The sequence below is a fragment of the Nitrospirota bacterium genome (assembly GCA_040752355.1).
In the GTDB taxonomy this organism is placed as follows: domain Bacteria; phylum Nitrospirota; class Thermodesulfovibrionia; order Thermodesulfovibrionales; family Dissulfurispiraceae; genus JBFMCP01.
In genome coordinates this window covers 43,390-65,054 of the sequence record JBFMHE010000003.1, presented here as the reverse complement: position 1 = coordinate 65,054, position 21,665 = coordinate 43,390, and the positions used below count along the sequence as shown (strand labels likewise).

Sequence of the window (21,665 nt, the reverse complement as noted above, 5' to 3'; positions counted from 1 at the left end):
TGAGGTCACGCTAGAATACCTGATTGTCTTCTTCGATATTGCATAATAGACACGATGAATATTCCTACAAAGAGCCCTGACATGCCTGCGAGTACTACTTTTCTTTTCAGTTTATTCGGCTTTTTTGTAATTATCAGCTTACCGATCGGTTCAATGCCAGTGAGCTTTTTGAGCTTGTGCTCTACAACGAGCCGTTCGACCTTTGCATCGAGAATTGCTTTGTTCAGTTGTACGGGAGTAATCCCTATGAAAACCGCTCTCCCCTCTTTATTCGCTCTTTCTAAATGCTTGTTAGCTCCTTCAGAATCTTTTACTAAAATTGTCAATTCTTTCAATTGCAGAGCAAGTTTTTCCTTCTCGCTTTCAATCGATCGTTGTATTTCAGGAAGATTATTCACGAATTCAAGAAGTTCCACAAATGAATGCTGGAGGAGGTCGGCTTTTTTCCCCTCAATCGTAATAATTAACTTATCGGCAGATCCCTTCCCCTCACCTGCTCTATGACTTTCTACGGAATCTGCATTCTTAGGAAAAATTACGTCCGCTCTTTCCCCGTTGATGATATCACCCACTGCTTTTGCTGTTATAACACCATCCGTTGAAACCTTTAATACGCCTTCTCCTTGATAAACTGTCGGGGCCAAAAAGGCAAGAGAAGCGGTTATAACCACCGAAATCAGAACAATCCCGATAATAATGCCTCTTCCTTTTACCAACATCCCCCAATAATCAAATAAACTTATTTCATTATTAGAATTCCCACTCTCTGCTCCTGCAGTTCTCATAAATAGCCCCCGTCTAATAAAATTTGAATTTTAACTGTTTATACTGTAAAGCTCTGATGGCTACGTCCTGAGTTTGTGGCAGGGCAGTGAAATGATTTTCCTCTTGAGCCGCTTAGCGTTCTCATCGAAATCAGTGCTTCTATTAACCCGGCGATTTAATAGTCGGCATTACGCCGCATATTTTATACATGGGTGATCGAAATATTTCTGTACCCGTCCGGGGAGCTTCTGGAGCTTCCGCATATGAGACAGAACCTTTCTTTTCAACTCGCGTTTGCTCCGTGCAGGTGTCCCTGACAGAACCGCTGCCTTCATATCTCCATTAAGATATTCGTCAGGATTCAGCTCCGGTGAATACGGCGGCAGATAGAACAATGCTATTCTCTTGTTATGTTTTTCTGCCCATTCCCTTACTTCTTTGCTATGGTGCGCCCTGAGATTATCCAGAATTACAAATACCTTCTGCTCTACATCCTTGAGCAATTGCTCTAAAAACGTAATCAGAAGAGGCACCGTGATGCCGCTCTCAAGCACCATAAACCGTACCTTGCCCTGATTGGTAATTGCCGAAATCATACTGACACTCTTTCGGTTAACGTTTATGTGGACGACCGGAGTCTTCCCTCTGGGCGCATACCCTCTGCGCCGATTCTCATCACTTCTGAGACCCGTCTCGTCACACCAGTGCATGGACGCTCCCTCTGCTTTGGCTCGTGCAGCTATCTTCGGATAATCATGATCTAACCACCGCTGCACCGCCCCAGGGTCCTGCTCATAGGCCCTCTTTAACGGCTTCTGAGGAGTAAATCCCCACCGCCTTAAATAATCTCCCACGGTTCGGATCGGCATCTTTATCCCATACTGCCTCTTTATCAACTGCTGGATTGCCTCTCTGTTCCATAACGCATACGGCATACCATAGGAGTCGGGTGTCTTATCTTGTATCATCCCTTGTATCGCAGCCTCCTGCCCTGCCGATAAGGTCCGATGTTCACCCAACCGCCGCCCCCGTTTACGCTTGGCGATTGCCTGTAGTCCTCCACGTTCATATCGCTTGTAAATCGTTCGAGCATGGTTGTATGTTATGCCGACTATCTCAGCTATTTCCTTGTATTTCATCCCCCGCTCGCGGAGCCGTACTACTTGCCTCCGTAGCTGGTACTGCGTCTCTTGATTGAACCTTCGTGCATCTAACTTCTCCATACTTATATTCTGTCATACTTCCTAAGCTCACTGTTTTGTCGCCGGGTTAATAAATCTTTCGAGCCCGAACAACAAATTCATTTTTTTAGAGACTCTAAATACCACTTATAGGTAGTTTGTATTCCTGTGGACAAGCTTACTTTCGGCTTCCATCCCAGCATTTCTATCCTGCTTACATCTAACAGTTTCCTAGGGGTGCCATCCGGTTTTGTTGTATCAAACTCTACTCTTCCCTCAAAGCCTACTAAGCTTTTAGCTAAACCGACGAGCTCTTTTATCTTTATATCCTCTCCTGAACCAACGTTTACAAACTCTCCAATATCCTTATAATCGAATTTTTTCATTAAATGCACACAGGCATCAGCAAGATCATCTATATACAAAAATTCCCTATAAGGCTCTCCGCTGCCCCAGAGGACAACACGGTCTGCAAAAATGCCTAGCTTATTTAGAACAAGCTCAAAATCATGGCTGATAGCAGACTGAAAGCCGACAGGAAATCTCTGAAGGTCTCTTTTGATCTCATCATATCTCTTCTCCGCTAAAAGCTTCGCAAGGTGGAACTTTCTTATAAGCGCAGGAAGCACATGCGCTGTTTCTAGATTAAAGTTATCATTTGGTCCATACAAGTTTGTCGGCATTACAGAAATGAAACTTGTTCCATACTGTTCGTTGTAGTACCGGCAGAGTTTTATAGCTGCAATTTTTGCAATGGCATACGGTTCGTTAGTCTGTTCTAGGCTCCCTGTCAAGAGATGCTCCTCTTTCATCGGTTGGGGAGCAAGCTTCGGATAGATGCACGAGGAGCCTAGATTCAAAAGTTTTTTAACTCCACACTCATAAGCTGAATGTATGATATTTGAGGCTATCATGAGGTTATCATAAATAAATTCTGCTTTATAGGTACTGTTTGCGAGGATTCCCCCCACCTTGGCTGCTGCGAGGAAAACGTATTCGGGCTTTTCTCTCTCGAAGAACTGCTGCACCGCACGTTGATCCCTGAGGTCCAGTTCCGCATGCGTCCGCGTGACAATATTGCTGTGACCGGCACCACTTAGTCGGTGCATAAGAGAAAAACCGACGAGTCCCCGATGTCCGGCAACGTATATTTTTGAATCAGGTTCCACTAATAGCACTTCCTATTCGTGATAATCACACGAAATGAATCCATGGCGCTTTATAAGCTCATCCCGCTCTGCCGCCCTGAGGTCCTCTCGAACCATTTCAGCAACCAACTCATTGAAAGTCACTTTTGGTCTCCAGCCGAGCTTTTCTCTTGCTTTACTCGAATCACCCAGCAGCGTCTCCACCTCCGTGGGCCTGAAGTAGCGCGGGTCTATCTTAACAATAGTCTTGCCCGGCTTTAGAGAGGAATGCTCATTATGTTGTACCGAAACAATAATGGCATTTTCATCAATACCGCTGCCACGCCACTCAAGAGTAATACCCAGCTCGTTTGCTGCTGCATTAACAAAGTCACGAACGGAATGCTGCTCACCGGTAGCAATGACGCAATCTTCAGGCATATCCTGCTGCAGCATCAACCACTGCGCCTCCACAAAGTCCCTGGCATGTCCCCAGTCGCGCTTCGCATCGAGGTTGCCCAGATAGAGGCAGTCCTGCAGGTCGAGACGTATACGCGCCAGCGCACGGGTAACTTTACGAGTAACAAAAGTCTCACCGCGTATCGGTGACTCATGATTAAACAAAATACCGTTGCAGGCATACATATTATAAGCCTCACGATAGTTAACCGTAATCCAATAAGCGTAAAGCTTAGCTACAGCGTAGGGGCTTCGTGGATAGAAAGGGGTCTGCTCCGTTTGGGGCATCTCCTGGACCTTACCGTACAGTTCGGAGGTGGATGCCTGATAGAATCTTGTCTTATTCTCGAGGTTCAGTATGCGTATCGCCTCAAGCAAGCGAAGCGCTCCGAGGGCATCGGCATTTGCCGTGTATTCAGGGGTTTCGAAAGAGACCTTGACATGACTCTGGGCAGCAAGATTATATATTTCATCCGGCTGGACCTCCTGAATAATCCTTATCAGATTGGTGGAATCGGTCATATCTCCATAATGGAGTTTGAACCGCACATCTTTTTCATGGGGGTCCTTGTAGAGATGGTCAATTCTATCAGTATTGAAAAGAGAGCTCCGTCTCTTTATTCCATGTACTTCGTATCCTTTACTTAAAAGGAACTCCGCGAGGTACGCTCCATCCTGTCCCGTAACACCCGTTATAAGTGCACGTTTCATCCTTGCTCCTTATCCCTTCCGTAGCTATCTTCCATCCTCACAATATCATCCTCCCCCACATACTCGCCATTCTGCACCTCGATGATCTCCAGGGGCACTTTGCCCGGGTTCTCGAGCCGGTGGAGCGTCGACTTGGGGACATACGCTGATTCGTTTTCATGAATGATTATTTCCTTGCCGCCTATCATCACTTTGGCTGTTCCTTTTACAACCACCCAGTGTTCGGACCTGTGATAGTGCATCTGAAGGCTTAACTTCTCTTTTGGCTTTACTACTATCCTCTTTATCTTGTATCTCGGCCCCTCTTCGAGCACGGTGTAGTTGCCCCATGGCCTGTACGTGGTGACATGCTCCTCCGCTTCGATTCTGCCCTGCTCCTTTAAGCTGCTCGCTATATCCTTCACCTTCTGAGAATCGCCTTTTTTGGCAACAAGCAGCGCATCGTCTGTCTCGATTACGAGGAAATCATCAAGTCCTATTGTCGAGACGATTCTCTTGTTGCCGATTATCAGGCTGTTCCTTGTCTCTATCGACAGGACATCGCCTTTCTTCACATTTCCCATTTCATCCTTATCCAGGACATCATAGAGCGAATCCCATGAGCCGATGTCGTTCCAGTACACATCAAGAGGCAGTGTAACGACCCTGTCCGATTTTTCCATGACCGCATAATCTATGGATATAGCGGGCATCTGGTCAAAGGTCGAAACCATTGCATCAAGGGGCATCTCGAACGTTTCCATTACCGAAGGAGCATGCTTTTTGAGCTCCTCTATGATCGCGCCGATACTGAATGCGAACATCCCCGAATTCCAGTAGTAGCCGCCCTCATTAAGGTATTTTGTTGCTGTTTCGATATCCGGCTTCTCTATGAATCTCTCTACTTTTAGAAAATGCTGATTGCCGATTGCCGATTGCTGATTGACGGTTTTAATATACCCGTATCCTGTCTCCGGCCTCTCCGGCTTTATCCCGAAGGTGACAATCTTTCCTTCTGCAGCTATTTTTTCGGCCTGGCTGATATGCTCCCTGAATGTATCGACTGATTTGATTATGTGGTCCGACGGGCAAACAAATACAACCTCGTCCTCACGGCATCCGAGTCGCTCCATGCAGTGTTTGACCCCCAGGACAATGGCCGGGGCCGTATTCCTGCTTGCAGGCTCGAGGACGATATTAGCACCCGGAATCGGGAATTCCGGGGTGAGGGCCTGGAGGTCTGACAGCACATGGAACTTATAGGTGCTGTTTGTCATGACGACGATACCTTCAGGCAGGACCGCTCCTTTCAGTCTCTCTATGGTCTGCTGCAGAAGCGATGTATCACCGCTCAATTTCAAAAACTGCTTCGGATAGTTCTTCCTGGAGAGCGGCCAGAGTCTTGTGCCTGACCCTCCCGCAAGGATTATCGCCTTCATGGTCAGCTCCTCATATCGATGAGCCCAAGCACCTCATCGGTCATCCTTCTCATTAACGACGCATCTCCCCGCGCTTCGACATTGAGCCGGACCACCGGCTCGGTATTCGAACGCCTCAGATTAAACCGCCATTCACCGAACTCCATGCTGAGCCCGTCTGTATGATCCACGGATACCGCTCTTTTCCCATACCTGCTTTCTACCTCTCCGAGAACAGCAGACGGATCGGTGATTCTCCGGTTTATCTCTCCGCTGCATGGGTAGGCCGTCATGCGCGCCTCGACCAGATCGGCCAGGGAGCGGCCTGTGCGCGACATCAGTCCGGCGATCAGGAGCCACGGTACCATGCCGCTGTCGCAGTAGGCAAAGTCGCGGAAGTAATGGTGCGCGCTCATCTCCCCGCCGTAGACCGCGTCTTCGAGGCGCATGCGTTCCTTGATGAAGGCATGCCCTGTCTTGGATTGGACCGGCGTCCCTCCCGCTGCGCGCACCTGATCAATGGTATTCCAGGTGAGGCGCGGGTCGTGGATGATCCTGGCCCCCGGATGCTTGGCCAGCATGACCTCCGCAAGCAATCCTACCAGGTAGTAGCCCTCGATGAAGCGGCCCTGGCCGTCGAAGAGAAAGCATCGGTCGAAATCGCCATCCCAGGCGGTGCCGAGGTCGGCGCCGTGCTCAAGCACCGCCCTGGAGGTCACCTCACGGTTTTCGGGCAGCAGCGGATTGGGCACGCCGTGCGGGAAGTTGCCGTCAGGCCTTTCGTGGAGATAGATGACCTCGAAGGGGAGCCGGCGCTCCAAGAGCCTCATCACCGGACCTGCACTGCCATTGCCCGGGTTAACGACGATTTTCAGCGGCGTGAGGGCGGTGCGGTCGACATAGGTGAGCAGGTGGTCGATATAGGCGGTTTTGTCGCCTTCCGCGATGGTCACGCCGCGGCCGGCAGAGACAGGGAGCTGTCCTTGCTCGATTCGATCGCGGATCGCAAACAGGCCGCTGTCTCCGCTGATGGGCCGTGAGCCTTCGCGCACCAGCTTCATGCCATTATGCCCTTTAGGGTTGTGGCTCGCCGTGACCATGATGCCGCCGCCGACCCCCTCCGCTTGCCGGTGGAAGGTCTGAAAATACACCTCTTCAGTACCGCACAGACCGATATCGATTACCTCCACGCCGGCATCGTTGAGGCCTTTGACGAGAGCATTTGCCAGCAGGGGGCTTTCCAGGCGTACGTCCCGCCCGACGATAACAATCCTCGGATCGATCTCTGCGGCATAGGCCAAACCGATGCGGCAGGCGAGCTCCTCACTAAGTTCGTCCGGGACATGCCCGCGAATGTCATAGGCCTTGAAGCAGGAGAGGCTCATGGATGCTGGTGATTGATGAGACAACGGATCAGGTTTGCTCTTTATGCGTTTGGGACGCCGGGATGTTCCTGCTGACAGGCCGGCAAGCCCCTGTCATGCAAGGTACCCTCTTTCTCTCAGATACACCCTTATTTTATCCGACAATACCAGTGACTCATCCTTAAACTCCGCAAAATCCTCTTTTGTAAAAACATAAGCAGGATTATAATCGGCTTCCTCTCTGAGTTTCATCATTTTTGAAAACACATGGGAGTCTTTTGCGGCAAAGATTCCTTCCTTCACAAAATGAAGCCCGAAGGTCCTCAAGGCTCCCTCGTGGCTCTTCGGTTCAAGCCCCTTCGTCAGGAGAAGCGCCCTTATGGTATGAAGCAGAAAATAGTATAAGCGTGAGACTGCATCGTTTAATAATCCCTTCTCAAACAAAAGGTCAGCGGCTTGCAATGCCTGTGAGGCCCGCTGCAGTTCATCTTTGATATTCTCCTTCTTGTTCTCTTCAGTCATAGGAGAATTCCTTCTTTTTCAATATCAAGCGCTATCCTTCTCTCCCTTTTTTTAAGAAACTCGAAATCCTTTTCGTCGAGAACGAGCATTGAAAGCGGAGCAAGATATCTCAATTCCACCTCTGCCACGGCATCGAGCAGTTTCGTTTTGAGCTCTCTGGTCAAACCACGGACGATGACCGCCACATCAATATCAGATATGGCATCATAATCTCCTCTCGCCCTTGAGCCGTAGAGAACAATTCTAAGGATGCTGTCACCACCTATGTCCTTAATTACCTTTTTCACATCTATTAAAATCTGTTCCTCGATACTCTGATTACCTGTTGGCCTCACCATCGACTCCTTTTAGGCCGTCGCCCTCATCCTGCCAGTTTTCTTAGTAGGTCGATAAAGCCGAAAAGCTCTTTCTTCAGCCGGGTATATGTTCCGAATATCCGCCCTATCAGGCCTTTCAGGCGCTCACTATCAATCTCGAAGCCGTAGATATTTCTTATGACATGGCGGAATGCCAAGTACTCCTCGAGTGCCCTCGCTGTCTCTTTGGATATGACCGGAGGCCGTATGTTTTCTATCTCCAGGGCCATGCTCCGTAACAGTCGTTTATGCCAATCCATCGACCTCGGAACGCCGCCGTTAATATCCTCGGCTATCTTCTGGAACATTCGTTCGCATCCGGTATAGAAATTATGCAGTTTGAGGGCGAGGCTCTCTTCGTATATCCTTCTCTTTTTGGGGGACTTTGGTATGGCCGTGCTGGTCTCTTTGATATCGGCGACAAGAGTTTCCAGGAGAGCAAGCTCATCTCTGAGCTCAGAGACCAAATCAGGAATATGCTCTCTTCTCATAGAGGACTCTTCCCCTTGCAATGTTCTTCCTGAGGAGATCGTCTACATCTTCTAACGGCTTCAAATCTACTTCAAACGGACTTTCCATCATGAGCCTTGCCACCGCGGTGAAGTAAGCTCCCTTGGGAAGGCCTTCGACTGCAATGTCAATGTCCGAATCCTCTTTGAAGCCCTCTTTTTCCAGGACAGAGCCGAACAAAACCACCTTCTTCACCGGGAATTCTTCAGCCAGTATTCTCGCCAATTGCCTTGCATTCCGGATCGCCTTTTGGCGCAGTCGCTCTCGTGCCCTTTTATCTCTGGCTTCTCTCTCATCCCAGTACTTTTTATAGTGCGATAATGTAGTCATGGTTTGCTGCCGATTCCCTTGACTCGTTGCCGACTGATCCTGCTCTATCCCACCCCTATCTGATAATACTCAAACCCCATCTCCTGCAACCGCTCTCTATTGTACTGGTTCCTGCCGTCGAAAATGACTCTGTTCTTGAGCCGTTTCGCTATCTCGTCGAAGTCGGGGCTTCTGAACTCTTTCCACTCCGTAATGAGGAGCAGGGCGTCGGCATTGGTGAGCGCGGTATATTTGGAATCGACGTATTCGATATTCTTGTTGTCCTTAAGATAGAAGTCTCTCGCCATCTCTATCGCTTTAGGGTCATACGCTTTTATCCTTGCGCCGCGTTTCGTCAGCTCGTTGATGATGGTGATGCTCGAAGCCTCCCGCGTGTCGTCGGTCTCGGGCTTGAACGACAATCCCCACGCGGCGAAGGCGCGACTTTTCAGATCCTCGCCGAAGCGCTTCACCACTTTCTCCGCGAGCACCAGCTTCTGCGATTCGTTCACCTCCTGAACCGCCCTGAGCATCTTCGGCAGGTAGCCGCTCTCCATCGCCAGCCGCTCGAGCGCCCTTACGTCCTTGGGGAAACAGCTTCCACCGAAGCCGCAGCCGGGATAGATGAAGCTGTAGCCGATCCTGGTGTCGCTCCCGATCCCGACCCGCACCTTGTTCACATCGGCGCCGACCCGCTCGCAGATATTCGCGATCTCGTTCATGAAAGAGATCTTGGTCGCCAGCATCGCATTGGCCGCGTACTTCGTCATCTCGGCGCTCTTGATGTCCATTGCTATGAAGCGCTCGTGGCTCCTCGTAAAAGGGGCGTAGAGCTCCTTTATCTTCTCGAGGGCCTGGGGGCTATCGGCGCCGACCACCACCCTGTCCGGCTTCATGAAGTCCTCGATTGCAGCGCCCTCTTTCAGGAACTCGGGATTCGAAACCACGTCGAAGGGGATCGCCACCTTCCGCGCGCGCTGCTCTTCGAGAATGGCCTCCCTGACTCTTTCGGCAGTGCCTACGGGCACGGTAGATTTATCGACGACGACGAGGTAGTGGGACATATTCCTGCCGATGTCCCGGGCGACCTGCAGCACGTACTGGAGGTCGGCGCTCCCGTCCTCTCCCATCGGCGTGCCGACGGCGATGCAGCAGATCTCGCTGCTGTCGAGCGCCTCTTTGATATCGGTCGTAAACGCCAGGGTGCCGATCTTGAAGTTCTCGAGGACCAGGGCCTCGAGGCCGGGCTCATAGATGGGGATTATCCCCTTCTTCAGCCCCTCGATCTTCCCTGCATCCACGTCCACGCAGATGACATTGTTCCCCATCTCGGCAATGCATGCGCCGGTGACGAGTCCCACATATCCGGTGCCGATGATCGATACTTTCATGCCCTACAGCCTCACGTCCTTGAGCCACTGCCTGTTGGCCAGATACCACTCCACCGTTCTCTTGATCCCCTCGTCGAGGCCCACCTCCGCCTTCCAGTCCAGAAGCCGGGCCGCCTTCCCGACATCTGCGCTGGTTTCGGTCATGTCCGCCTTATGGAACGGTTTATAGTCGAAGGCCGCCTTCTTCCCGAGATGCTCTTCGATCTTGCCGATAACGTAGTTCAGCGAGCGCGGGTCCTTTCCCCCCCCGATATTGATGATCTCGTATCCCACCTCTTTCAGGGCGAGTACGGTTCCGCTCGCGACATCGTCGATATAGGTAAAATCCCTGCTCTGCGAGCCGTCGCCGAAGAGCTCGAGAGGGGTCCCCTCATCGATCCACTTGATGAACCGGAAGATGCTCATGTCGGGCCTGCCCGCCGGGCCGTAGACGGTGAAATACCTCACCACCGATATGTCGAGGCCGAAGAGGTAGTGGTAGGCATAGGCCATCGCCTCCGCCGCCTTTTTCGATGCGGCATAGGGCGAGATGGGGGTATTGACCGGCAGGTCCTCGCTGAAGGGCATCTTCTGCCCTGCGTAGAGGGAAGAGGTCGAAGCGAGCACCATCTTCTTCACCCCGTGCTTCCGCATCATCTCGAGAAGGTTCAGGGTGCCCTGCGCGTTGGTGCTCATGTAGACATGGGGGTTTTCGAGGCTGTACCGCACTCCCGCGCGCGCGGCGAGGTTGATCACGGCATCGATCCCGCTCTTGCCGAAGATCGTATCAAGAGCATTGAGGTCCTCGATGTCCGTTTGGTGAAAGGAGAACCCCGCCTGCCGTTTGAGCTCATCGAGACGATGCGTCTTGAGCGAGACATCATAATAATCATTCATGTTGTCGATGCCGATGACCTGCCGTCCTGCCGCCAGCAACTGGGCCGAGGTCCTCCAGCCGATGAATCCTGCAGCTCCGGTAACGATGATTTTTCCCATTAGTTCCTGCTCTCGGGGTTAGTGCGTCGGGTTGTTAGAGGAAAAAGGACAGGCTACCGCCCTTCATGTCCGATTACGGGCACGCAAAAAATTACTTCTGTAGCTATCTCCCCCACTATGACCGCACTGAGGATAAAGAAGCAGAACAGCATAGTAGGATAGCATAGATGATTTACTCCCATCCACTCTATTGACCGCCCTTATGGTGGTTCGTATCATATCTCTTGCCTTGGGTACTATTCACCATGATCGCTCAGGCGGGCCGCTTCCTGAGAAACTCCCGCTCGATCTCGACCGTGGCCTGGTACTCGATCGTGTTCAGCAGCACCACGACGCGGTCCCGGTCTTTCATCTCCTTCTCGAAGATCCCCGCGAACCCCTGCAGAGGCCCCTCGGTAATCTCCACCGGGTCCCCCACCCGTATATCCGGTTTGATGACGATGAGCCCCTCGTCATCCATTTTTGCCCTGATGATGCCGATGATCTCTTCGCTCACCGGCCAGGGAGAGCCCGGGCTTCCGACGATGCCCCGCACGCCGCGGGTGTACTTGATCATGTGGTACTGGCTTGCAGGATCGAACTGCGCGAACACATAGCAGGGGAAGAAGGGCCGTATCACCTGCTCATACCTGCCGCGGATCAGCTTTTTTCTCTTCAGCTTCGGGTTGAAGACCCCGTGCAGAGCCCGGGAGAGATTTTCGGCCACGCGGTCTTCCTGCTTCGGCTTCGTATAAATCGCATACCAGCTCATTACGCCATCACCTGAAAGCTGCATACTGGTAAATTGTAGCACATATCCCGCGGTTTCGATCCAATCAGCCATCAGCAATCAGCTGTCAGTCCTCAGCCGTCAGCAATCAGCTCTGAGGGCCCGGGTCTCAATGCCTGTCGTTTTAGCTGATAGCTGACGGCTGAGGACTGACAGCTTGTCATCGATTGCTGACGGCTGAAAGCTTTCTCTGAAAAAGTAAAGTATGGTATGCTACTAGTTATTGAATTTTCGCTCTATTTCGAGCCTTATGCGTGTAAAATCGCTGTAGTTTTTGCAGCAAGAGAGGGAGTTGCGGCCATGTTGTTTCCCGATTTCGACACCTTCATCGCCCTGGCACGGCAGGGTAATCTTATTCCCGTGTATAAGGAGATCCTCGGCGACAGCGAGACGCCGGTAAGCGCCTTTCTGAAGCTCGACAAAAAGCCCGCCTTTCTCCTGGAGAGCGTAACCGGGGGCGAGAAGTGGGCCCGCTACTCCTTTCTCGGTATCGATCCGGCGATGACCGTCGTCTTTCACGGGCGGCGAGGCGAGATCAGCAGCAACGGTAGCCGCTCGACGGTCGAGGCAGAGGATCCGCTCATCATTATAAAAGAGACCCTCGGGCAGTTTACGCCGGTCGAGGTGCCGGGCCTGCCGCGCTTTTCAGGCGGCTTCGTCGGCTACATCGGGTATGATGTGGTGAAATTCTTCGAGCGCGTTCCCGACCTCCGGAAGCCCGCCCTCGACATGCCCGATATCTTCCTGATGCTCACCGATACCCTCCTCATCTTCGACAACCTCAAACAGACCATAAAGATCGTCTGCAACGTTCATGTGAACGGCGACGACCGGAAAGGGGCGTATGACGAGGCGGGAAAGAAGATCGACCGGATCATCGGGGACCTGACCGGCGGGCAGGTCAGCCCGGGCGCGGCGCTGAGGATTCCTTCGGGGCATCCATCCCCGGGAGCGGCACGCCCGACCCCCGCCAAAAAGTTCGTCTCGAACTTTCGGAAAGAGGACTTCCTCGAGGCCGTTGCGCAGTCGAAGGAGCATGTCCTTGCCGGCGACGTGGTGCAGGTCGTCCTCTCGCAGCGCTTCGAGACCGAGGCGACCGCCGGCCCCTTCGAGCTCTACCGCGCCCTGCGGGTCATCAATCCCTCGCCGTATATGTATTATCTCGATATCGGGGATGCGCAGCTCGTCGGCTCCTCTCCCGAGATCCTGGTGAGGCTCGAGGAGGAGACGATCACGCTCAGGCCGATCGCCGGCACGCGGAAGCGGGGCGCCACCGAAGAAGAGGACCTCGCGCTCGAGGAGGACCTGAAGCAGGACCCCAAAGAGGTCGCCGAGCACATCATGCTCGTCGACCTGGGCAGGAACGATGTCGGCAGGGTGGCCGAGATCGGCTCGGTGACAGTGACGGAGCTCATGAAAGTCGAGCGGTACAGCCATGTGATGCACCTCGTCTCGAATGTGGAAGGAACGGTGAAGAGGGGCCTCGACGCCTTCGATGTCTTCAGGGCCTGCTTTCCCGCCGGCACCGTCACCGGCGCGCCGAAGGTGAAGGCTATGGAGATCATCGAGGAGCTCGAGCCGACCAGGCGCGGACCCTACGCCGGGTCGGTAGGCTATTTCAGCTATTCCGGCAACATGGATATCTGCATCACGATTAGAACGCTCGTCGTCAAGAATGGTAGAATATATGTACAGGCCGGCGCCGGGATCGTCGCCGATTCCGTTCCCGAAAGCGAGTATACCGAGACCGTGAACAAGGCGTCAGCCATGATGAAGGCGGTCGATTTCTTCGAGCGGCCCCGCAGGGAGTAGCGCAGATGCTTCTGATGATCGATAACTACGACTCCTTTACCTATAATATCGTTCAGTATTTGGGGGAACTGGGCGAGGAGGTCCGCGTCTTCAGGAACGACAAGATCACTATCGCAGAGATCGAGCGGCTCGGGCCGGAGCGGATCGTCGTCTCTCCGGGGCCGTGCACGCCGAAGGAGGCGGGCGTCTCGATCGAGGTAATCACGCATTTCGCCGGCAGAGTCCCGCTCCTGGGCGTCTGCCTGGGCCACCAGTCGATCGGCGCGGCCTTCGGCGGCGAGATCATACGGGCGCCGTATCTCATGCACGGCAAGATATCCCGCGTCCACCACGACAACAGGACGATATTCACGGGACTGCCCAACCCCTTCGACGCGACGCGCTACCACTCCCTGGTCATCAGGAGAGAGTCCCTGCCCGACTGCCTCGAGATCACGGCATGGACCGAAGACGGCGTCATCATGGGCGTCCGCCATAAAACGCATATCGTGGAAGGAGTACAGTTCCATCCCGAATCCATTCTCACCACGGCCGGCAGAGATCTCTTGAAGAACTTTCTCGGCCTCGGGGCCGCGTCATGATCAAAGAGGGTATCAACCTGCTCATCCAGAACATAAGCCTCTCCGAGGAGGAGATGGCGGAGTGCATGACCGAGATCATGGAGGGCCGCGCCACCGATGCCCAGATCGGCGCCTTTCTGACTGCGCTCAGAATAAAGGGCGAGACCGTGGACGAGATTACGGGCGCCGCGCGCATCATGAGGGAGAAGGCGACGAGGATCAAGGCGCCTGAAGGAGTCATCGACACCTGCGGCACCGGCGGCGATATGTCGAACACCTTCAATATTTCGACCGTCGTTGCCCTCGTCGTCGCCGCCTCGGGAGTGCCTGTGGCAAAGCACGGCAACCGCTCGGTGTCGAGCCAGTCCGGGAGCACCGATGTGCTCGAAGCCCTCGGCGTGAAGATCGACCTCGTCCCCGAAAAGGTCGAGACGTGTCTCTTCGAGACGAATTTCGGCTTTCTCTTCGCCCCGCTCTTTCACCCGGCCATGAAGTACGCCATCGGCCCCCGCCGCGAGATGGGGGTGAGGACCATCTTCAATATCCTGGGCCCGCTGACCAATCCGGCGAATGCGAAGCGCCAGGTGCTCGGCGTCTTTGCGAGCCGTCTCACCGACCTGCTCGCCTCGGTCCTCGGAAACCTTGGCGCCGAAGACGCCATGGTAGTGCATGGAGAGGACGGTCTCGACGAGATCACGGTCTGCGACGGCACGAGGATCTCCCGCTACCGCAACAGGGAGGTCGAGACCTCCTATATCACCCCGGAAGATTACGGCTTCGCGCGGGCCGCTACGGAAGCGCTCGCCGGAGGGAACAAGGAAGAGAATGCCCGGATAACCCTCTCGATCCTCAACGGCGAGGACGGCCCGCGGCGCGATATCGTGCTGCTCAATGCCGCCGCCGCCCTGATTGCAGGCGGCCGCACCGACAATTTCACTGCCGGCATAGAAATAGCGGCGGATGCGATCGATGCGAAGAAGGCGCTGGACAAGCTGGAAGAGGTCAGGAAAGTAACGAATTCACTTTAAAAGCCGTAATGCGTGATCCGTAAAGCGTACTCTGTAGATGATTAAAAGGCCTTATGGCTTTGACCGCGTTACGCATCACGCATTACGCGTCACGGTCTTTTGTTATTCTCGTTGCACTCGCCGATCGGCACCGGCCCGCCGAAGACGCGGTAGTGCTCCTTCAAGAGCTCGCACACCTCTCTCGGCTCATCGACAACCTGGAAGAAGGCGAAGTCCTCGCGGCCTATGGTCCCTTCTTTTACCAGGGAAGTCTTCATCCAGTCGATGAGGCCCTGCCAGTACTCCCTGCCGAAGAGGATGACCGGGAAGGCGTCGATCTTGCCGGTCTGGACGAGGGTCAATGCCTCGAACATCTCGTCCATGGTCCCGAAGCCGCCGGGAAAGATGATAAAGGCCATGGCGTATTTTACGAACATCAGCTTCCGCACGAAAAAGTACTTGAACGAGATGTTGATGTCCTGGTAGGGGTTCGGCTTCTGCTCATGGGGCAGGACGATATTCAGGCCCACCGAGGTGCCCTTCCCCAGCTTGGCCCCCCTGTTCGCCGCCTCCATGATACCGGGGCCGCCGCCGGTGATGATCGAGAAGCCCGCTTTCGAGAGCATCTGCGCCACCTCGACAGCCTTCTGATAATAGTAGGTATCCTCGCCGAGCCGGGCGCTGCCGAAGATGCTCACCGCAGGCCCCAGATTGTAGAGCGCCTCGAAGCCGTCGACCAGCTCGCCCTGAATCCTGAATATCCTGAATGACTCCGATCCCTTGAGGTCTTCGATTCGTACCGTGTTGTCTTTGTACGGCGCCATGCCCTCTATCCTACGTATCTTCCTCGGTAAATTCAAGGGCCAGGTGCTGTGCGCGCTTGGGGGATTGGTCTATCTCCGGAGGAGGAGCAGCGTCCCTGGCGCTCGAGACGCCGAGCTCCTTGAACTTCCGCAGCGAGGGGATGAGCCGCGTCTCGACCGAGCGCACCCCGTCGTTGTACGACTCGACCGCCTTGCGGAGCGCCTGCCCGCTCTTTGTATAGTGCTCGAGCACGATCGAGAACCGCTCATAGAGGTCCTTGCCGAGCTTGCTGATCTCCTGGGCGCTCTTGGTCATCTGCTCCTGCTGCCAGCCGTAGGCGATCGCCTTGAGCAGCGCGATGCAGGTGGTCGGCGTGGCGAGGATGACCCGCTTGGCGCTGCCGTCTTCGATCAGCGTATGGTCGTGCTCGATGGCCGCGCTGAAGAACGACTCGCCCGGCAGGTACATGACGACGATCTCCGGTGACTGGGCGAACTGGTCCCAGTAGGCCTTTGAGCTCAGGACGTTCAGGTGGCTGCGCACGCTGGCGATGTAGTGCACAATCGCTTTTTTCCGCTCCTCGTCCGAGGCAGCGGCCACCACCGCCATATAGGCCTCGACCGGGGCCTTTGCATCGATGACGATCTCCCTGCCGTTCGGCAGTCTCACGATCATATCGGGCCTGATGCGGCCCCCTTCGGTGGCTACCGACTCCTGCTCGTAGAAATCGCAATAGGCGGTCATGCCTGCAAGCTCCACCACTCTCCGCAGGCCGAGCTCTCCCCAGGAGCCGCTCACCTTCGGCTTGCTCAGGGCCGTGACCAGGTTGCTCGTCTCCCGCTGGAGCTGTTCGTGCATGGTCGAGAGCGACTTCAGCTGCTCCGTCAGGCTCCCGAAGCTCCGGTGCCTGCCCTCCTCGATCTCGCGCAGCTGCTGCTCGTAGCGCTTGAGCATCTCCTGGAGGGGCTTGACCGTGCCGTCCAGGGCGGCCTGGTGCTCCCCGAGCTTGCCCTTGGTCTCGGCAACGATCTTGCCGAGGTTCTCCGAGGCGAGCCTCAGGAAATCCTCGCTGCTGCTCTTGAGCGCTGCCGACGAGAGCACGCTGAAAGTGTCGGCGATCTCCTTCTTCATCACCTCGATCAGCTCTTTCTGCTGCTCTAGGCTGCGGTACGAGTCTTCGAGCCGCTTCTGCGACTCCTCCAATCGCGTCACGGTCTCAATGCGCTGGTGGCGCTCCCCCTGGAGCTCTTTCCGCAGCTGGAGCAGATCGTCATCTTTCTGCTGCAGCTGCTGTCGCAGCTCGCCGACGACCGCCTCGGAACCTTTTGCCCTGCCCTCGAGGCCGGCGATGCGGTCAGCATAGTCCGCCTGGAGCGCGGCGGTGTGGCGGGCGATCTCGCCACGGTGGCGGAAACCGGCAATGAGCCACGAGAAAAACGCGCCGATGAGGATTCCCGACCCTATGAGGAGCAGCTCGGTCATACTGCCTCTTCGAAGCCTTCCTGCTTGAAATGGCGGTCGAGCGAAAGGCACTTCACGATCTTCAACCTCTTCATCACGGCGAAACTCGTGCAGCCGGTAAAGCTGTAGAATTTATCCGGCCGGGAGACAAAAAGCTCCCATGCCTGTTTTTCATCTCTATCGTTGATATCAGTGCGGACGAGGGCGGGGATGGCGGAATAGGGGACGATGAGGTTCTTCTTTGCCTTCATGAGGGCTATTGTAAACTATTTGTCGCTGCTTTTTCCCGATGCCCAGTATAAATACGGCCCCCGGAAAGCGATCACCGGCCGGAGGAATGCCGAGATCAGCCGGCTGAAAAGACTGCAGCAAGCTGCTCTGCTGGCGGTTGTGACCGGAGAGACGGTGGCCCGTGGCCCACCGTCTCTTTTTTATGCTCAGCGCGCGAAGCAAAACAGCGCAGCGCTCCTCTATGACGGGCGTTCTCCTATTTTTGCAAGCTCTTCCTTGATCTCCTGGCAATCCCGGCAGAGCAGGGCGAACGGCAGCGCATTCAAGCGCCGCTCTTCGATCTCCTCGCCGCAGTCGCTGCAGATGCCGTACTCGTCCTCCCGCAGACGCAGCAGGGCGTTGTCGATCTGCCGTATCATGTCCCTCCGCACATTCAGCGCGCCGATGCTCACATCCTCCACCTGCAGCGAGGCAGCCACGTCGCCGTCGTCGCTCCCCGCGCCGTAGGCCTTCCGCGCTTCGGCATTGATGAGGCTGCCCATGTCTCGCTTCGAGATGTTGAGCAGTTCCGCTTTCTTGTTCAGCAGAAGGGCCGTCAACCGTTCTTTTCTCTCTGTATTCATCACCACACTCCGGACCGTTGTCGCTGCCCTGGGAAAAATCCCATAATGAATTTTGCAGACTATCATCTAACTATAGAGACAAAACAAAATGCTGTCAACTGGAAATGCGGGGTGGTTTTGTGCTCGGAGATTTTTCGAGGAGCGCCGACTACTCTCTCCACTTCGGCTTCACGGTGCTCAACAGAAAGGCGGGCAGGGAGCCCGTTACTCCTTGTTCGAGGAGCCTTCCCCTGCGTCTGCATGCGGTACTCCCTGGTGGAGCCAGGAGAGCACGTTGTCGATCTTTTCGATAGTCCCGTCTTTTTTGAGATAGACGATCTGCCGGATCATCGAGTTCTGGATCATGCGGCGGCAGAGGAGGCAGGGCGTGCCGTCGGCAAAGGAACCGTCCTCCTCGAAGCCCGCTATGTAGATCACGGCGTCCTTCATGCGCTCGGGCGAGCCGTTGATGATGGCGTTCTGCTCCGCGTGCACGGCCTCGCAGAGCTCGTAGCGCTCTCCCGCGGGGATGTTGAGCTCCCGCCGTTTGCACCTGCCGAGGTCGACGCAGTTCACCGAGCCCCGCGGCGCGCCGTTGTAGCCGGTGCTGACGATGACATTGTCCTTGACGATGACCGCGCCGTAGCGCCGCCTGAGACAGGTGGAGCGCGATGAGACGACCTTTGCGATTTCGATGAAATAGTCATCCCACGCAGGCCGGATAAAAGGTTTATTTCCGTTATCTCCGCTCATACTCTTCTATTCTACCATGTCATACGTGAGCCCCGAAAAGTCGCTCGACTCTTCGGGGCTCTGTTCATGCACCCGGGTGGTGAATTACCGTCAACAGCCTATCCGCACTTCGTGAACCCGCAGTTGTGGCAGATGGCGCAGCCGCCCTCGTGCTCGACCGCGCCGCCGCACTCGGGACAGGCGCCGATCTGGTGCAGCACCTCGTCGCTCTTCTTGCCGTTGCCGTTGCCGTGGCCCGCATGCCTGTACTTCTCGAGCGATTTGGCGATCGCATCGGAGCAGGAGAGCACTTTGCCGCCCTCGGTCCATGAGGGCTGGTGGCACGAGATCCCCTTGAGCTGCTGGATGATCTCTTCGGGCTCGATGTTGGACCTGAGGGCGAGCGAGATGAGCCTGCCGATCGCCTCTGCCTGGCTCGATGCGCAGCCGCCGGCCTTGCCGATATTGGTGAAGACCTCGAAGGGCCTGCCGTTCTCGTCCTCGTTGATCGTGACATAGAGATGGCCGCACCCGGTCTTCATCAGCCTCGTCTCTCCCTTGATCACCGCCGGCCGCTTCTTCGGGCTGATCTTTGCCGGAGCCGCCTCCTGCCCGGAGGCCTCCTTCCCGGTCTTCGTCGAGAGCACCTGGTCCTCGCGCGACCCGTCGCGGTAGACCGTCACCCCTTTGCAGGCCTTCTTGTAGGCGAGCATGTAGACGTCCTCCACATCCTTGGTGGTCGCGGTGCGGCAGAAGTTCACGGTCTTCGACACCGCGTTATCGATGTACTTCTGGAACGCCGCCTGCATCCTGATATGGTCGATCGGCGTGATGTCGTGCGCCGTGACGAAGACCTCCCGCACCTCCTCGGGTATCTCCTTTATGTCCTTGACCGAGCCGGTCTCGGCGATGCGCTCCATGAGCTCCCTGTTCCAGAGCCCGCGCTCTTTCGCCACCCTCTCGAAATGGGGGTTGACCTCGATGAGCTTCGTCCCCTCCATGACGTTCCGCACGAACGACACGGCAAAGAGGGGCTCGATGCCCGACGAGCACCCGGCGATGATCGAGAGGCTGCCCGTGGGCGCGATGGTCGTCACCGTCGCATTCCGCACCTGCATCTCGTCTTTGTAGATGCTGAGCTCGAAGTTCGGGAAGACGCCGCGCTCCTCGGCAAGGGCGCCTGAAGCGAGCCGCCCCTCGGTCTGGATGAATCCCATGACCTCTTCGGCGAGCTTGATCGCCCGGTCGGAGTTATAGGGTATCTTCATCTGGAGGAGCATGTCCGCCCATCCCATGACCCCGAGGCCGATCTTCCGGTTGGCCTTGGTCATCTCGTCGATCATCTGCAGCGGATATTTATTGACGTCGATGACGTTATCCAGGAAGTGCACCGCTTTCCAGGTGGTCGCCCTGAGCCGCTCCCAGTCGATCTCGCAGCTCCCGTCGGCGCCGGTGCGCGCCATCCTGGCGAGATTGATAGAGCCGAGGTTGCATGACTCGTACGGCATGAGCGGCTGCTCGCCGCAGGGATTGGTCGACTCGATGTCTCCCAGCTTCGGTGTCGGGTTCGATGCATTGATCCGATCGAGGAAGACGATACCCGGCTCGCCGTTCTTCCACGCCTGTTTGACGATGGTGTCGAAGACGGTCCGCGCCCTGAGCCTGTTCGCCACCTTCTTCGTCCTCGGGTTGATGAGGTCGTACTCCTTGTCTTCCTCGACCGCCTTCATGAAGTCCTCGGTGAGGCCGACCGAAATGTTGAAGTTGTTGAGGCGGTGGTTGTGGTCCTTGCAGGTGATGAAGTTGAGGATATCAGGGTGATCGACCCGCAGGATGCCCATGTTGGCGCCCCGCCTGGTGCCGCCCTGCTTCACCGCCTCGGTGGCGGTGTCGAAGGCGGTCATGAAGGAGATGGGGCCCGAGGAGATGCCTTTGGTGGAGCCGACCACGTCGCCCCTGGGCCGCAGCCGGGAGAAGCTGAATCCGGTGCCGCCGCCCGACTTATGAATGATGGCGGCGTACTTGACGGCATCGAAGATCGACTCCATGGAGTCCTCTACGGGCAGGACGAAGCAGGCCGAGAGCTGGCCCAGCCTCCTGCCGGCGTTCATTATCGTCGGGCTGTTGGGGAGGAAGACGAGCGAGGTGATGAGCTCGTGGAACTCTTCTTCGGTACGCCGCACCTCCTGCTCGCTCTTGCCGTAGAGGGCGTCGGCGGAAGCGATGCAACGGGAGACCCTGCGGAACAGCTCCTCAGGGGTCTCTGTAACGGCCCCGTCTTCATTTCTCTTCAAGTAGCGCTTCTCGAGTACCGTCTTTGCATTCGCGGTAAGGTGTAAAACATTCTTTGACGTCTCTTCCATAGAGTCCCCCTGATAAGATTTTAACCCCTCAATAACTGATGCAGCGTTCTTGAACAGGCCGCTATTTTGTATAACGACTGGAATTAAACCACAATATCTTGTACGAGTCAAGGAAAAAATTGGAAGTTTCTAAATTAGCTGATTTTGTTGTCCTTTTACTGTGAAATGCCTGTGAACTGATTGTTAAGAAAAATCTGGTATACTAGGGGCCATGACCGGAACCGCTGTCATGGCAGCTTTGTTCGTTTTCCTAATTA

Annotated in this window: 22 protein-coding genes; 3 read left to right on the top strand and 19 right to left on the bottom strand. The window is 55.2% G+C overall.

The window, feature by feature from the left end:
* Positions 1–5: 5 nt before the first annotated feature.
* From AB1805_03250 to AB1805_03190, 13 genes are all read right to left on the bottom strand, one after another.
* The gene (locus tag AB1805_03250) at positions 6–785 is read right to left on the bottom strand and encodes a Wzz/FepE/Etk N-terminal domain-containing protein (GenBank protein ID MEW5744445.1); all 780 of its coding nucleotides are present in this window, start codon (positions 783–785) and stop codon (positions 6–8) included.
* A gap of 168 nt (positions 786–953) precedes the next feature.
* Complete coding sequence (locus AB1805_03245) at positions 954–1,988, bottom strand: IS630 family transposase (protein MEW5744444.1); 1,035 nt, start codon at positions 1,986–1,988, stop codon at positions 954–956.
* A gap of 77 nt (positions 1,989–2,065) precedes the next feature.
* On the bottom strand, positions 2,066–3,115 hold the full coding sequence (locus tag AB1805_03240; GenBank protein MEW5744443.1) for a GDP-L-fucose synthase: 1,050 nt from the start codon (positions 3,113–3,115) through the stop codon (positions 2,066–2,068).
* A 12-nt stretch (positions 3,116–3,127) separates the two neighbouring features.
* Positions 3,128–4,243, bottom strand: a complete 1,116-nt coding sequence (gene gmd / locus AB1805_03235; protein ID MEW5744442.1) for a GDP-mannose 4,6-dehydratase — start codon at positions 4,241–4,243, stop codon at positions 3,128–3,130.
* Positions 4,240–5,661: a mannose-1-phosphate guanylyltransferase/mannose-6-phosphate isomerase gene (locus AB1805_03230; protein ID MEW5744441.1), complete on the bottom strand. Its 1,422-nt coding sequence runs from the start codon at positions 5,659–5,661 to the stop codon at positions 4,240–4,242. The genes gmd and AB1805_03230 overlap by 4 nt, the downstream gene beginning before the upstream one ends.
* Positions 5,662–5,663: 2 nt before the next feature.
* Positions 5,664–7,025: a phosphomannomutase gene (locus AB1805_03225; GenBank protein ID MEW5744440.1), complete on the bottom strand. Its 1,362-nt coding sequence runs from the start codon at positions 7,023–7,025 to the stop codon at positions 5,664–5,666.
* Between the two features lie 93 nt (positions 7,026–7,118).
* Positions 7,119–7,526, bottom strand: a complete 408-nt coding sequence (locus AB1805_03220) for a HEPN domain-containing protein (protein MEW5744439.1) — start codon at positions 7,524–7,526, stop codon at positions 7,119–7,121.
* Positions 7,523–7,864 (bottom strand): nucleotidyltransferase domain-containing protein, encoded by a 342-nt coding sequence (locus AB1805_03215; protein MEW5744438.1) that lies wholly within the window; start codon positions 7,862–7,864, stop codon positions 7,523–7,525. The genes AB1805_03220 and AB1805_03215 overlap by 4 nt, the downstream gene beginning before the upstream one ends.
* A 23-nt stretch (positions 7,865–7,887) precedes the next feature.
* Positions 7,888–8,373: a hypothetical protein gene (locus AB1805_03210; protein MEW5744437.1), complete on the bottom strand. Its 486-nt coding sequence runs from the start codon at positions 8,371–8,373 to the stop codon at positions 7,888–7,890.
* On the bottom strand, positions 8,351–8,722 hold the full coding sequence (locus AB1805_03205; protein ID MEW5744436.1) for a nucleotidyltransferase domain-containing protein: 372 nt from the start codon (positions 8,720–8,722) through the stop codon (positions 8,351–8,353). Before AB1805_03205 ends, AB1805_03210 begins: the two co-directional genes overlap by 23 nt.
* 44 nt (positions 8,723–8,766) lie before the next feature.
* Positions 8,767–10,092: a UDP-glucose/GDP-mannose dehydrogenase family protein gene (locus AB1805_03200; GenBank protein MEW5744435.1), complete on the bottom strand. Its 1,326-nt coding sequence runs from the start codon at positions 10,090–10,092 to the stop codon at positions 8,767–8,769.
* 3 nt (positions 10,093–10,095) lie between these two features.
* Entirely contained in the window at positions 10,096–11,067 is a 972-nt protein-coding gene (locus AB1805_03195; protein MEW5744434.1) for an SDR family NAD(P)-dependent oxidoreductase, read from the bottom strand.
* Between the two features lie 253 nt (positions 11,068–11,320).
* Positions 11,321–11,818 carry a transcription termination/antitermination NusG family protein gene (locus AB1805_03190; GenBank protein MEW5744433.1) on the bottom strand — a complete coding sequence of 166 codons (498 nt, stop codon included), beginning with the start codon at positions 11,816–11,818 and terminating at the stop codon, positions 11,321–11,323.
* Between the two features lie 318 nt (positions 11,819–12,136).
* On the opposite strand from AB1805_03190, the gene trpE reads away from it, so the two are divergent.
* The 3 genes from trpE to trpD are packed head-to-tail and all read left to right on the top strand — an operon-like array spanning position 12,137 to position 15,236.
* Positions 12,137–13,648, top strand: coding sequence for an anthranilate synthase component I (gene trpE / locus AB1805_03185; GenBank protein MEW5744432.1), 1,512 nt, complete (start codon positions 12,137–12,139; stop codon positions 13,646–13,648).
* 5 nt (positions 13,649–13,653) lie between these two features.
* Positions 13,654–14,229: an aminodeoxychorismate/anthranilate synthase component II gene (locus AB1805_03180; GenBank protein MEW5744431.1), complete on the top strand. Its 576-nt coding sequence runs from the start codon at positions 13,654–13,656 to the stop codon at positions 14,227–14,229.
* Complete coding sequence (gene trpD, locus AB1805_03175; protein ID MEW5744430.1) at positions 14,226–15,236, top strand: anthranilate phosphoribosyltransferase; 1,011 nt, start codon at positions 14,226–14,228, stop codon at positions 15,234–15,236. The genes AB1805_03180 and trpD overlap by 4 nt, the downstream gene beginning before the upstream one ends.
* 89 nt (positions 15,237–15,325) lie before the next feature.
* Here the strand turns inward: trpD and AB1805_03170 are convergent, their stop codons facing one another.
* From AB1805_03170 to AB1805_03145, 6 genes are all read right to left on the bottom strand, one after another.
* Positions 15,326–16,039, bottom strand: coding sequence for a TIGR00730 family Rossman fold protein (locus AB1805_03170; protein MEW5744429.1), 714 nt, complete (start codon positions 16,037–16,039; stop codon positions 15,326–15,328).
* A gap of 10 nt (positions 16,040–16,049) precedes the next feature.
* Positions 16,050–17,501, bottom strand: coding sequence for a DNA recombination protein RmuC (rmuC, locus tag AB1805_03165; GenBank protein MEW5744428.1), 1,452 nt, complete (start codon positions 17,499–17,501; stop codon positions 16,050–16,052).
* Positions 17,498–17,731: a hypothetical protein gene (locus AB1805_03160; protein ID MEW5744427.1), complete on the bottom strand. Its 234-nt coding sequence runs from the start codon at positions 17,729–17,731 to the stop codon at positions 17,498–17,500. The genes rmuC and AB1805_03160 overlap by 4 nt, the downstream gene beginning before the upstream one ends.
* A gap of 219 nt (positions 17,732–17,950) precedes the next feature.
* Positions 17,951–18,334: a TraR/DksA family transcriptional regulator gene (locus tag AB1805_03155; GenBank protein MEW5744426.1), complete on the bottom strand. Its 384-nt coding sequence runs from the start codon at positions 18,332–18,334 to the stop codon at positions 17,951–17,953.
* A gap of 204 nt (positions 18,335–18,538) precedes the next feature.
* Positions 18,539–19,066 carry a dCMP deaminase family protein gene (locus AB1805_03150; protein ID MEW5744425.1) on the bottom strand — a complete coding sequence of 176 codons (528 nt, stop codon included), beginning with the start codon at positions 19,064–19,066 and terminating at the stop codon, positions 18,539–18,541.
* Between the two features lie 98 nt (positions 19,067–19,164).
* On the bottom strand, positions 19,165–21,408 hold the full coding sequence (locus tag AB1805_03145) for a vitamin B12-dependent ribonucleotide reductase (GenBank protein MEW5744424.1): 2,244 nt from the start codon (positions 21,406–21,408) through the stop codon (positions 19,165–19,167).
* Positions 21,409–21,665: the final 257 nt, after the last annotated feature.

Excerpts from the sequence above, each read along its gene's own strand:
- AB1805_03200 (MEW5744435.1), bottom strand. The coding sequence starts at position 10,092 with ATGAAAGTATCGATCATCGGCACCGGATATGTGGGACTCGTCACCGGC.
- AB1805_03220 (MEW5744439.1), bottom strand. The coding sequence starts at position 7,526 with ATGACTGAAGAGAACAAGAAGGAGAATATCAAAGATGAACTGCAGCGG.
- AB1805_03210 (MEW5744437.1), bottom strand. The coding sequence starts at position 8,373 with ATGAGAAGAGAGCATATTCCTGATTTGGTCTCTGAGCTCAGAGATGAG.
- AB1805_03155 (MEW5744426.1), bottom strand. The coding sequence starts at position 18,334 with ATGAATACAGAGAGAAAAGAACGGTTGACGGCCCTTCTGCTGAACAAG.
- trpE (MEW5744432.1), top strand. The coding sequence starts at position 12,137 with ATGTTGTTTCCCGATTTCGACACCTTCATCGCCCTGGCACGGCAGGGT.
- AB1805_03225 (MEW5744440.1), bottom strand. The coding sequence starts at position 7,025 with ATGAGCCTCTCCTGCTTCAAGGCCTATGACATTCGCGGGCATGTCCCG.
- gmd (MEW5744442.1), bottom strand. The coding sequence starts at position 4,243 with ATGAAACGTGCACTTATAACGGGTGTTACGGGACAGGATGGAGCGTAC.
- AB1805_03180 (MEW5744431.1), top strand. The coding sequence starts at position 13,654 with ATGCTTCTGATGATCGATAACTACGACTCCTTTACCTATAATATCGTT.
- AB1805_03160 (MEW5744427.1), bottom strand. The coding sequence starts at position 17,731 with ATGAAGGCAAAGAAGAACCTCATCGTCCCCTATTCCGCCATCCCCGCC.
- AB1805_03195 (MEW5744434.1), bottom strand. The coding sequence starts at position 11,067 with ATGGGAAAAATCATCGTTACCGGAGCTGCAGGATTCATCGGCTGGAGG.
- AB1805_03170 (MEW5744429.1), bottom strand. The coding sequence starts at position 16,039 with ATGGCGCCGTACAAAGACAACACGGTACGAATCGAAGACCTCAAGGGA.
- rmuC (MEW5744428.1), bottom strand. The coding sequence starts at position 17,501 with ATGACCGAGCTGCTCCTCATAGGGTCGGGAATCCTCATCGGCGCGTTT.
- AB1805_03250 (MEW5744445.1), bottom strand. The coding sequence starts at position 785 with ATGAGAACTGCAGGAGCAGAGAGTGGGAATTCTAATAATGAAATAAGT.
- AB1805_03205 (MEW5744436.1), bottom strand. The coding sequence starts at position 8,722 with ATGACTACATTATCGCACTATAAAAAGTACTGGGATGAGAGAGAAGCC.
- AB1805_03245 (MEW5744444.1), bottom strand. The coding sequence starts at position 1,988 with ATGGAGAAGTTAGATGCACGAAGGTTCAATCAAGAGACGCAGTACCAG.
- AB1805_03150 (MEW5744425.1), bottom strand. The coding sequence starts at position 19,066 with ATGAGCGGAGATAACGGAAATAAACCTTTTATCCGGCCTGCGTGGGAT.
- trpD (MEW5744430.1), top strand. The coding sequence starts at position 14,226 with ATGATCAAAGAGGGTATCAACCTGCTCATCCAGAACATAAGCCTCTCC.
- AB1805_03145 (MEW5744424.1), bottom strand. The coding sequence starts at position 21,408 with ATGGAAGAGACGTCAAAGAATGTTTTACACCTTACCGCGAATGCAAAG.
- AB1805_03190 (MEW5744433.1), bottom strand. The coding sequence starts at position 11,818 with ATGAGCTGGTATGCGATTTATACGAAGCCGAAGCAGGAAGACCGCGTG.
- AB1805_03230 (MEW5744441.1), bottom strand. The coding sequence starts at position 5,661 with ATGAAGGCGATAATCCTTGCGGGAGGGTCAGGCACAAGACTCTGGCCG.
- AB1805_03215 (MEW5744438.1), bottom strand. The coding sequence starts at position 7,864 with ATGGTGAGGCCAACAGGTAATCAGAGTATCGAGGAACAGATTTTAATA.